We start from the raw sequence: 12,119 nt of genomic DNA on the forward strand, positions 1-12,119 counted from the left end.
TTTTTAAAATACATTAAACCGCTGGATAGTGTCCTGTTCCGTTTGGCCAAGGTGTTAACAACTCAAAACCATCATCAGTAACAACAACCATATGTTCCCATTGCGCTGATAAGGATTTATCTTGTGTCACCACAGTCCATCCGTCATTCAGTTCTTTCACATGTCGTTTACCAGCATTCACCATCGGTTCAATCGTAAATACCATACCCTTTTTCAAGGTCATGCCCTGTCCTTTTTGACCATAATGCAAAATATTCGGCTGTTCATGATAGATACGACCAATACCATGACCACAATATTCTCGGACAATACTATAACCTTCACGTTGCGCAACGGATTGAATTGCATAACCAATATCACCGAGTGTCGCACCCGGTTTTACCGTATGAATCCCTGCAAGCATGGCTTCATAAGTTGTTTCCACCAGTTTCTTGGCTTCTGAACTCGGCTCACCCACAAAATACATGCGGCTGGTATCCCCAAAATAACCATCTTTAATTACAGCAACATCGATATTTAATATATCGCCTTCTTGCAAAATTTTCTTCGCGGAAGGAATTGCATGACACACTTCTTCATTGACCGAGATACATGTGGTCTTTGTAAAACCGTGATAGCCCACATTGGCTGGAATCACCTGCAAAGTATTTACGATATAGTCGTTGCAAATATCGTCTAAATATTCAGTTGAAACGCCGGGCTTAATATAATCACCAATCATTTCTAGTACTTGTGCCGCTAAACGTCCTGAGATACGTAATTTCTCAATATCTTGCTCAGATTTAATCGTCACAGTAGAAGCTCTCATTCGAGATTTTCCTTATTTAAATATAGGTTAATGCAACATGCAGATTCATTTTTGTACTGCATCTCGTATTTCAACAGTTGTACGCTGTCGTACAAAAATCTTCAATCATTTTAAGATTGAACGGTTGCTTTTATTTTACATTTAATTTCAATCAGCATCATAGTAAAAAAGTATAAAGGGCTATATTTTTTACTTTTAAAATCTTTTCAATAGATTAAGTTTACCAATGCTAATTATATGATTTTAATCAGTTCTTATTAGACAAAAATAAACCAAATTTCACATAAAATTAGTTTCAAATGACTACAAATTTGTTCTAGAATTCGCACTTTTATTTTATACCTCCCTTTTATGAACCATCTTCGTACAGGAGATATTATTGCTCTCGGTTTCATGACCTTTGCACTCTTCATCGGTGCTGGCAATATTATTTTCCCCCCTATCGTTGCGCAACAAGCAGGTGAGCATGTTTGGCTCGCTGCTTTTGGATTCTTGATTACCGCAGTCGGTCTACCTGTAATTACCATTATGGCTTTGTCTCGTATGCAAGGCTCTATTGAAATTATCAGCTCACCACTTGGACGCTTTTTTAGCCTACTCCTCACGATTGTCTGTTATTTGTCTGTTGGACCATTATTTGCCACACCACGTACTGCAACTGTTTCTTATGAAATAGGATTTGCTCCTTATTTTGGTACCTCAAATAGCAGTCTACTGATTTATAGTGTTATTTATTTTACACTTGTCACTGCGATCTCGCTTTATCCGAATAAATTGTTAGATACAGTAGGTCACGTCTTAGCTCCTTTAAAAATTGCTGCTCTTGCAATTCTTGGTATTGCAGCAATTCTTATCCCTACTGGCTATATTTCTCCACCAATCCATAAGTATGTGACTAGTCCTGTTTCTGAAGGCTTCGTAAACGGCTATTTAACTATGGATACTTTGGGTGCTTTAGTCTTCGGTATTGTGATTATTCAAGCGATTCAGTCTCGTGGAGTGACAGATTCAAAACTGATCACTAAATATGCGATTATCGCGAGTTTAATTGCTGGCGTAGGTTTAACGCTAGTATATATAAGCCTATTTAAACTTGGCTTAGGTAGCCATGAAGTTGCCGCGAATGCGGCGAATGGTGCTGTGATTCTGCATGCTTATGTACAACACGCTTTCGGTGATCTAGGTTCGTTGTTTTTAGCTGGTTTGATTTTTCTAGCCTGTATGGTAACTGCAATTGGTCTTACCTGTGCATGTGCAGAATACTTCACTGAATTAACAGGGTTACCGTATAAATTATTAGTGTTTATCTTAATCGGATTTTCATTATTAATTTCTAATTTAGGTTTAACAAAACTAATTGCGTTCTCTGTTCCAGTGTTAAGTGCAATTTATCCACCAGCGATTGTTGTGATTATGATGAGTTTTTTCTGGAAATATTGGAATAAACCTTCAACTGTCGTGAGTTCTGTTACTGCTATTGCTTTTCTTTTTGGCATTATCGAAGCACTCAAAGCGGCTGGATTCTCTGAACAACTCCCTCAATTCATTAATAATTTACCGTTGAATGAACAGAACCTTGCTTGGTTATTGCCTTCATTGGTTGTACTCGTTATCGCAATTGCTGTAGATCGATTCTCTAGCAATACTGCTTCTCACAATTAAAATGATTTGTCGTTAAAATGATGTTTTACCCAGACATAATTTTAGCTATACAAAAAATGTTCTTTTATCCAACTTACATTTTTTGTTTACGACAAATTATTTTTTATCTTATTTGTATCTACCTCTACCCGTATTATTCACACTGTATTTGAACTGAATAATAAAGGCATCTTTTCAGCAACTTTTTCAAATTGTAAAAAACCCACACCACTATTCATAATAAAAATAACCTTAATACACCCAAAAAATATTCAATCTACATAGAAATCAATACATTCATAAATTTATTTAAAAAATAGTCAAATTAGCTATTGAAATACTGAAAAAATCAAAGTACAACTTTAATATTAATTCTGACAAAAACGATTAGGTTTTGTCATCACTACTCAAGGAGGGATGGAGATGTTCTCATTACATTTCAACAAGCAAGTCTTCATTGACACTCTAAAGACCAATGATTCCATCGTATATGCAATTACGACACTTGCCTTAATGGCGACGCTGTTATTGCAAGGCACTATTAAGGGTAACTTAAAACCTGAATATTTTGCATACGCTTTAATCGTGTCTTTAACCTTTTGTACGTGGGGGATTATTGATCGAAAGTTTCGACAGATAAGTGCTGAACGCCAAAAGAATTTTTAATAAAAGAAATGGATGAGTAATCATCCATTTTTCTAACTGGTAAATTTTAAGATTGTTCCTAATAATAATATTGCCGTAGCACCTAATTCGACTATTATTAAATTCAACATTAAAAATGTCATACACCATCTTGGAATCGACCACTGCCCTAACTTATGCGGTTGCTTAAACTGATTCGTTGTATCTTTTAGCATTCCATGAATGATATAAACCAAAATTGACATTGAGAAAAAGAATAAATTCGCCACAACGCAAAATAGACTCAAACTATCCGATAAACTTGTAAAATAACTTAATACAGCCAAGATTAAACTCGCAGCGGCATAAAGCAAACTACTGCGATGTGCAATATCGACATAATAATGTGCGCGTGCAAGCTCTGTATTTCTAATTTGATAATACTTCCAAACGCCAGTTAGCATCCCTACCCAAAGAAATATTCCACTAAAAATGATCGCCAATTTGGTTGCACTCGTTAAAATTAACATTCCCTTTTCCCCAAATGGTTTTTCCAAAAATAGCTATATTACATAAAATTTGACTTTTAAGTCATTTTTTAAACGGGTTTCTTTTTGGAACTTGTATAAACTGGAAATATGTCCAGACAAGAGTATTTCTCAAATGACTACATTTGAATCATTTTGGATCAGTTGTAAAGATGGTTACCAGCTTGCAGCACAGTATTATCCAGCAAGCGATGCCACTAAACCATTTCCGATTCTAATTTGTCCAGCAACAGGTATTACCAAAGGTTTTTATCACTCATTTGCTGAATGGTTAAATCAACAAGGCTATAAGGTCTTAAGTTTTGACTTTAGAGGAATAGGTCAATCTTTACATGGGGCACTTAAAAATTCGAATGCCAGTATTAATGATTGGGGTTTATTGGATATCCCAGCAGCCATCGAAACCCTCTTAAACCGCGCTCAAGCTGAACAAGTGATTATTTTGGGGCATAGTGCCGGTGGTCAATTACTTGGAATCAATCCTGACTATCAAAAAGTTGCTAAAGTTGTCGCAATCGCTGGTTCAACAGGTCATGTAAAAGGCTTAAAAGGAAAAACTAAACTTCTTGCTCCATTAATGTTTAATGTCATTTTTCCAGTATCCAGTGCTATTAAAGGATACGGCGCAACACAATTTATTGGTATGGGTGAAAATTTACCTAAAAATGTAGCAAAACAATGGGCTGAATTTTGTAGTCAACCTGGTTATGTCATGAATGCAATTGGTAAAAGTATTTTTGATGATTATCATCAAGAGATTGTTTGTCCGATTACATCAATTTGGGCAAGTGATGATGAAATCGCAACACAGGCAAATGTTAAAGATTTACTCAGACTTTATCCTAATGCTAAAACCAATTTGATTGAATTGAAACCACAACAATATGGTTACAAACAAATTGGACATATGCTGATGTTCAAAAAATCACATCAGAAATTATGGCCTGTATTAGAAAAAGAATTGAGAATGTAATCCCTAAACTCACAGCTTTACCCTTTTGCGCATCTAAATTTGTAATCCTATTTAGATGCGCCTTTTTAATTTACAATTATTTACATAAACTATAAATGACATAACTAAGTAGAAGTTTTTTACAATGAATTATTTTTTAACAATATAAAATTAAATAATAAAACTACATTTGTATTCTTTTTAAGCAAATTAGTTAACTAATAGTGATTAAATGTGATAAAGAATGTATTTATTCAACTTTTTTAGCAGCACTATGAATTTTAATTTTTAACCAAATGTTAAATTCAAATATATGTATTTAATTTATTTTTTCGATTATTTTATTTTACAAATGTAATAATTTTAAAACTATATGACATTTTAGACAGAATCTTTTAGAAAAAAGTCACGTCATAATTTGTATTTATTTTCTACAATACATTTGTTCTACAAATAAGCTACAATGCAACACTGTAGAAATACAATTGGGGTAAGATGGATAGGTAAGACCATCATTAATAACAGTTTTATGTAGTTTACATGATGATACCCCTATCCTAAGCAAAGATGGTTATACAACCATTTTTAGGAAGATTTGTTATAAATGGAATGTTAGAAAAATTAGATTTAATCATTTTTCTAGCGTATAAATTGTAGACATTTCATGGAATCTAGGAGTTGCATCTAACAACTCTGTGTAACAAGCATAGGAAATAACTTAATGCCTAAAAAATATGCGCGTTTTTTACCTACATCAGAAACATTTAACTTAGAAGACTTTCCTTATTTCTGGATTTCTCAAGTAAATGCACAGTACGTTCAAAATATCGATAACGTACTTAAGAAGTATGGTTTAGACAACTCTCGCCGTCGTATTTTAATTGCATTGAATGTCAAACCACATGCAAGCGTGTCTGAACTTTCAGACATGGTGATTTCTAAAATGTCTACCACCACCAAGATCGTATATCGCCTTAAAGATGAGGGATATATTGAAACTTATTCATGTAAAGAAGATGGTCGTATTACCCGCGTTTATCTTACTGATAAGGGTACAGAAATGATCACTAAAATTAATGATCTAACCTCTGTAATATTAGAGCAATCATTTGATGGATTAACGCCGTTGCAAATCGAAAAGACGATGGAAATTTTAAAACATATGTTTAAAAATCTTGCTCGTTGATTAATAAAATATATAAAAAGGTTTCTTTTTAGAAACCTTTTTTATTTAGAAAAGATCAAACATATTTAACTGAGGTGTTTGTTTTGCTATTTTTGCCTTAGGTACATGTGAACATTCAAACTCTTCAACTGGAAACCCTTGCATAAATTGAATCATTTGATGTGGTTGTTTTAAACTCAGCCAATCATCAAGACGATCATGGGGAATGATGACAACTGATCTTTTTATATCGCCAGGTTCATGAAATTCTTTCATCATCGGATGGTCGACCGCGTCCATTGTGAGCATCGCTGCTGAACGAATAATTTGATTATTGATTTTACAAATTTCATAAAGTGCAGCAATAAAAAAGGCTCTGCCATCTTTACGCCGTACACCCCATCGTTGAGGTTTATTTTCAATATATTTACTTTCATAAAACTCAGTGACTGGAATTACACCGAACTTGCATTTATAAGCTGCCTCCTGAAAGCTTGGTTTCTCAAAAATGGTCTCATGTCTAGCATTATAAGCACGCTTAGAGCTGTTAATATCCTCGGCCCATTTCGGCACTAAACCAAATAATACTTCTCGCCACTCCAATCCATGTTCAGATTTAAATAATAATGGTGTTTTATAACTTGGATACACCTCATCAGTATAGTCAAAAGGAATAAGCGGAAGCTCTAGTTGCTTTAATTGTTCTAATGTTATGGGTTTGTAGTTAGCGCACATCGTTTATTTAACCTTCACCATTTGAACAAAATTAAAAAAGGAGGTAGAAACCTCCTTTTTTAATTTGCAAAAATCACCCAAATATTTTTTTCATTTTTGCACTTAAACCATGCACAAAACGATGTTTTGCATTAGCTTTATCGCTGGTTAAAAAGTTAATTTGAATCGATTGGCGTTGACCTTCATATGGTACATATCCATGCCAACCATTATCAGTCACTTTAAAGGCAACTAATGTGCCTGGACCAGCATTAATCTCTTCAACATAGTCATCCATATTTTTTTCGTCATTTAAGATGCGTAAACGACCTGTCGGTGCATCCCATGATTCGTTTAAATAAATTAAGATAGTCAACAACTTAGTTTTAGAGTCCGAATGAATCCGACCATCTTTTTGACGTGAGTAACCACGTAAAGTGATCATCATAGGATGCTCCATCACATCGACGTCAAATTTTTCTGTAAGGATTTGGCGGAATTCTTTGGTATCCAATGATTTTAAAAAGCGATCAAAATTAGGTTTAATTTCAACATCTTCAAGATTATAACTGCCCCCTTGTTCAATTTTTGGGAAGTCTTGGATTACAGCCTTTACTTCACTATCGATAATCGAATTTTCAACTATAAAATAAGGATATGGCGAAGTCGAAACTTGGGCTTGTTTTAAAGCATCTAATTTTAAAATTTGTGACATCCTTATGATTCTACTAACTGATCAAACTACAAGAATTATAGCAAAAAATTAAGCAGTATGATGCGTAATCCTATTTTAGATCAGCCTTATCACATTACTTTTAACTAATATTAAAGAAATAAAAAGCCTCCGAAGAGGCTTTTTATTTTAGATGGAATTAATCACCTGTATAACCTTTAAGTTTTAAACGTGCAGCGTGTAACAATGGCTCTGTATAACCAGATGGTTGCTCAGCACCTTTGAAGATCAAATCAGCAGCAGCTTGGAATGCGATACCATCAAAATTTGGTGCCATCGGTGTATAAAGTGGATCATTGGCATTTTGCTGATCAACAATCACAGCCATACGTTTAAGCACTTCTTCAACTTGTTCTTTCATTACGATACCATGACGCAACCAGTTTGCAACATGCTGAGAAGAAATACGTAAAGTTGCACGATCTTCCATTAAACCAACGTTGTTGATGTCTGGAACTTTAGAACAACCTACACCTAGATCAACCCAACGTACAACATAACCCAAGATACCTTGACAGTTATTTTCAAGTTCGTTATTCAACTCTTCAGCAGTCCAGTTTGTTTCTGGTGCAAAAGGAGGCGTTAACAAATCATCTAAAGTCAACATATCTTCAGCAGCCAATTCGTCTTGACGTGCTTTTACATTGATTTGATGATAATGCATTGCGTGAAGTACAGCACCTGTTGGTGATGGAACCCATGCACAAGAAGCACCCGCATTTGGATGAGCTGTCTTAGTCGCCAACATATCTTTCATGCTATCTGGTTTTGGCCACATGCCTTTACCAATTTGCGCTTTACCTTGTAAACCACAAGCCAAACCAATTGCAACGTTACGATTTTCGTAAGAAGCAATCCATTTCTGAGCTTTAACAGCTTCTTTACGTACCATTGGCGCAGCTTCCATAGACGTATGGATTTCATCACCCGTACGATCCATGAAACCGGTGTTAATGAAAATCGTACGGTCTTTTGCAGCAGCAATACAGTTTTTCAAATTAACTGAAGTACGACGTTCTTCATCCATGATACCAATTTTGAGAGTTTTTGCAGGTAAACCGAGTGCTTGTTCTGCACGCTCAAATAACTCAACTGCAAATGCCACTTCTTCTGGACCATGCATTTTTGGTTTAACGATATACATAGAACCTTTACGAGAGTTCTTGTTTTCGTTTTCGCCACGAATATCTGCAATTGTAAGTAATGGAGTAACTAATGCATCCATAATACCTTCAAATACTTCTTGACCTTCTACAAGGATCGCAGGGTTAGTCATTAAATGACCAACGTTACGAAGAAGCATTAATGAACGACCATGTAGCGTTGTAGTACCGCCAATTAAGTTCTGAACTGTACGATCTTTATTTAATGCACGAGTAATAGTTTTACCATTTTTCTCGATTGACTCTTGCAAGTCACCTTTCATTAAACCTAACCAGTTACGATAGCCTTCAACTTTTTCTTCTGCATCAACAGCTGCAACAGAATCTTCTAAATCTTGGATCGTTGTAATAGCAGCTTCTAGAGTTAAATCTTTAACGCCAGCCGCATCAGTTTTACCAATTGGGCTATTTGCATCGATATCGATAATAACGTGCAAACCATTATTTAATAAAACGATTTCAGTTGGGTTTGCAGCATCGCCATTAAAGCCAACAAATTGAGCTTCATGAGCCAAAGAAGTTGTTGAACCATCTTTTAAAGTCACAACTAAACGATTGTGATCAACTGCATATTTAGTTGCATCGGCATGAGAGCCTTGAGCAAGTGTGAATGTTTGATTAAGGAAATCTTTAGCGAAAGCAATTACCTTATCGCCACGGACTGGGTTATAGCCTTTACCTTTCTCTGCACCATTTTCTTCAGAAATTACATCTGTACCGTAAAGTGCATCGTATAATGAACCCCAACGTGCATTCGCAGCATTTAAGCAATAGCGTGCGTTACGTACTGGTACAACAAGCTGAGGACCAGCTAATAATGCAATTTCTTCGTCTACATTTTCAGTCGTTACTTGGAAATCAGCAACTTCTGGTACTAAGTAACCAATCTCAGTTAAAAATGCTTTATACGCATTTAACTCAAATTCATTATTATGATGCCATTCATCAATCTTAGCTTGAATTTCATCACGCTTAGCTAATAGTGCTTTATTCTTTGGGCTAAGATCGACAACGACTTGCTCGAAATTTTTCCAGTAAGTTTCACTGTCTAAACCAGAGCCTGGTAAAGCTTCATTTTCGATGAAATCGTAAAGTTCTTTAGCAATCGCTAGCTTGCCTTGTTGAATACGTACAGTCATTGTCTTTCCTGATGATGCTAACTTTTTATAACAAGAAACCTAGTATACCGATTTATACTAGCCTGAATAGTAATATCACATTGCTAAATAGTAAGCATTTTCTTAGTTTAAGTATTGACAAATATAATTTTTATAAACACCAAAACCAAGTTTGGATCTAGCTACTTCTATTCTGCGACATACTCACTTTTTAAAACTCATTTAGTTATAACAAAATTCAATTAAGAATAAAGCTTTCTCTATATGAATTTATAAAAAAGGCATTCCTGAGAATGCCTTTATAATTTATGAAGTTTTTGAAACCTGAATTTGACGATGCTCTGAATGCAGATAATCATCGGATTGCATTTCTAATAAACGTGAACGTGTTCGTTCAATTTCAAATGCTAATTTCTCACCTTCATAAAGATCAATAATTGAATCTTCTGAAGTTAAAAGTAATTTCACGCCACGATCATAAAACTCATCCACTAAATAAATAAAGCGACGGGTTCCTTCTGAGAGAAAATCAGTTAAATGTGGCACATTACTTACCAGTACTGTATTGTAAATATTAGCAATTTCAATGAAGTCAGCTGGACTACGTGGTTTAAAACATAACTCAGAGAATTCACACCACAATACATCTTCTGTATGCCCAAGCGTTTCTACAATACGATTGTTAATCATGATAGGTGTATTAGAGAGCGTTTGGGTGTGTGTGAGCGCTTGAAAACGTTCATACATCCATGCTTGAGCATCATTACTCAATGGATGCTTGAATAATTGAGCCTGCTTTAAAACACGCAAACGATAATCGACACCAGCATCTACATTCAGAACCGTACAGTTTTTCTGAACCAATTCAATTGTTGGCATAAAACGATCACGATGAATACCATTTTTATAGAGACCTTCTGGTGCAATGTTAGAAGTCGCAATAAGGGTAATTCCACGTTCAAATAGCTTCTGGAACAAATCACTTAAAATCATTGCATCAGTGACATTCGATACAAAGAATTCATCAAAACAAATAACAACCGCATTTTTATAAATTTGATCCGCAACAGAATCCAAAGGATTACGTTGACCAGAAAGCTTATTCAACTCTTTATGGACATGTTGCATAAAATGGTGAAAATGCATGCGTGTTTTGCGGCGAAATGGAACTGATTCATAAAATTGATCCATCAACCATGTTTTCCCACGCCCTACGCCACCCCACATATATACCCCTTTTGGATAGGTTTGACGACGGAAACGTCTAAACGCTTTCTTTGAGGCTTTATAACGAGTAAGCAACTCTTTCCATACTCGATCTAACTCTTGCACTGCCTGAGCTTGAGCTTCATCTGGCATGAATTGACCTGATTCGATTGCTTGAGCATAACGCTCCGCAGGTGAGATCGGCATAAATGAAGTGCTATGTGAGTCTGGTTTAGAATTTAACATAAGGTGTTATTACAATTTTAATTGGTGAAAATTATATCGAACATTAAGTCCAAAGGCATTAGATTTTAGGCTTAATTATCATGGAGTTTAAACATCATAATGTACCATTTTTTAATCATTTTAATGTTTACGATTATATTGTCTTGGACTTTGACCAAACCATCGTTTAAACGCATGATTAAATGCAGCAGGTTCAGAATAACCTAACATTTCCGCAACTTGCTCAATTGAATACGCACTATTTTCAATAAACTTTAATGCTTTCTGCTTAATGAGCCTTTCGCGTATTTCCTTATAACTTGTTTGCATTTGCTGCAATTTATGCCTCAAGGTTCTCTCTGGGATATTTAAAGCACAGGCTGTTTCAAACATGGTGGGCATGACGCCATTCTGCATCTCTAAATACCCTTCCACATATTCAACAATCGTCAGCTTTTCCTGAGTGCTTCTTTCCAATTTTTCTAATTCTTGCAAGCATTTATCTTCATAAACACGGTAAGTAAGAGCATCAGCAGATGGTATTTTTACATTTAAAATATCAGTATTTTCTAGAATAAAAGAGGCATGCTGACATTCAAATTTTACATCTAGACCATAATAGTCTTGATAAGCCCCTATTAACTCTAATTCTTTAGGTGTTTTAAAAGGTAATTCAATACAAATATTAGGGATTTCAAGCCCCATCATTTTAAAGATATCTTGTAAGAACTTATAAGTTCCTGAGATTTCACATTGAGCACGAAATAATCCTAAATGCGTATTTAAATCAATTGGTTGATAATGCAAATGAATGTAATCTTTTTTAATATTTAGCTGTAATGAACCAAATAGGTGTGTCAATTGCTGAAATCGCACACCATTTAACAGAGCTTTATGTAAAGTATCGCTTGTAACAAGCAGCATCAAGAATGGGCCATACCCTGCAAGCGCATAATGTTGACCAATGACTAAGCCTTGTTCAGGAGAAATATCTTGACTAATATACTGTAAAATATCCCATTCAATTTCATCTGGAATAATTGAACTCGGATCTAAAGCTTCGGCTTGTATTCCCATGTCTGCTAAACGAGCATCAACATCAATGCCCACATGACGCATGCCTTGAATTAAATACATCAATCCGAGGATAGATCTCTTCATAATTCCGAATGCAATTCCCAAAACTTTAACGTTGTACTATAAAAATACAAATAAATGAATT

Annotated in this window: 11 protein-coding genes; 4 read left to right on the top strand and 7 right to left on the bottom strand. The window is 35.1% G+C overall.

Features of this window, described 5'->3' with window-relative positions; translation table 11 throughout:
* Positions 1–13: 13 nt before the first annotated feature.
* Positions 14–808: a type I methionyl aminopeptidase gene (gene map / locus IEV17_RS00730; RefSeq protein WP_004662335.1), complete on the bottom strand. Its 795-nt coding sequence runs from the start codon at positions 806–808 to the stop codon at positions 14–16.
* Positions 809–1,159: 351 nt separating this feature from the next.
* On the opposite strand from map, the gene brnQ reads away from it, so the two are divergent.
* Together brnQ and IEV17_RS00740 are read left to right on the top strand one after the other, a co-directional pair.
* Positions 1,160–2,470, top strand: coding sequence for a branched-chain amino acid transport system II carrier protein (brnQ, locus tag IEV17_RS00735; protein ID WP_004662336.1), 1,311 nt, complete (start codon positions 1,160–1,162; stop codon positions 2,468–2,470).
* 402 nt (positions 2,471–2,872) lie between these two features.
* Positions 2,873–3,115, top strand: coding sequence for a hypothetical protein (locus IEV17_RS00740; RefSeq protein ID WP_004662337.1), 243 nt, complete (start codon positions 2,873–2,875; stop codon positions 3,113–3,115).
* 32 nt (positions 3,116–3,147) lie between these two features.
* Here IEV17_RS00740 and IEV17_RS00745 read toward each other — a convergent pair whose 3' ends face one another.
* Positions 3,148–3,603 carry a hypothetical protein gene (locus tag IEV17_RS00745; protein WP_004662338.1) on the bottom strand — a complete coding sequence of 152 codons (456 nt, stop codon included), beginning with the start codon at positions 3,601–3,603 and terminating at the stop codon, positions 3,148–3,150.
* Positions 3,604–3,736: 133 nt separating this feature from the next.
* On the opposite strand from IEV17_RS00745, the gene IEV17_RS00750 reads away from it, so the two are divergent.
* Complete coding sequence (locus tag IEV17_RS00750) at positions 3,737–4,594, top strand: alpha/beta hydrolase family protein (protein WP_004662339.1); 858 nt, start codon at positions 3,737–3,739, stop codon at positions 4,592–4,594.
* A 700-nt stretch (positions 4,595–5,294) separates the two neighbouring features.
* Complete coding sequence (locus tag IEV17_RS00755) at positions 5,295–5,759, top strand: MarR family winged helix-turn-helix transcriptional regulator (RefSeq protein WP_004662340.1); 465 nt, start codon at positions 5,295–5,297, stop codon at positions 5,757–5,759.
* A 45-nt stretch (positions 5,760–5,804) separates the two neighbouring features.
* Here IEV17_RS00755 and IEV17_RS00760 read toward each other — a convergent pair whose 3' ends face one another.
* From IEV17_RS00760 to IEV17_RS00780, 5 genes are all read right to left on the bottom strand, one after another.
* Positions 5,805–6,473 carry an SOS response-associated peptidase gene (locus IEV17_RS00760; protein ID WP_004662341.1) on the bottom strand — a complete coding sequence of 223 codons (669 nt, stop codon included), beginning with the start codon at positions 6,471–6,473 and terminating at the stop codon, positions 5,805–5,807.
* 73 nt (positions 6,474–6,546) lie between these two features.
* Entirely contained in the window at positions 6,547–7,167 is a 621-nt protein-coding gene (locus IEV17_RS00765) for a 2OG-Fe(II) oxygenase (protein WP_004662342.1), read from the bottom strand.
* A 157-nt stretch (positions 7,168–7,324) separates the two neighbouring features.
* Positions 7,325–9,487, bottom strand: coding sequence for a malate synthase G (locus tag IEV17_RS00770; protein WP_004662343.1), 2,163 nt, complete (start codon positions 9,485–9,487; stop codon positions 7,325–7,327).
* Positions 9,488–9,772: 285 nt separating this feature from the next.
* Positions 9,773–10,918, bottom strand: a complete 1,146-nt coding sequence (zapE, locus tag IEV17_RS00775; protein ID WP_004662344.1) for a cell division protein ZapE — start codon at positions 10,916–10,918, stop codon at positions 9,773–9,775.
* A gap of 120 nt (positions 10,919–11,038) precedes the next feature.
* Positions 11,039–12,058 carry an AraC family transcriptional regulator gene (locus IEV17_RS00780; RefSeq protein WP_034601427.1) on the bottom strand — a complete coding sequence of 340 codons (1,020 nt, stop codon included), beginning with the start codon at positions 12,056–12,058 and terminating at the stop codon, positions 11,039–11,041.
* Between the last annotated feature and the right edge of the window lie 61 nt (positions 12,059–12,119).

The organism is Acinetobacter modestus (assembly GCF_014636095.1).
In the GTDB taxonomy this organism is placed as follows: Bacteria; Pseudomonadota; Gammaproteobacteria; order Pseudomonadales; family Moraxellaceae; genus Acinetobacter; species Acinetobacter modestus.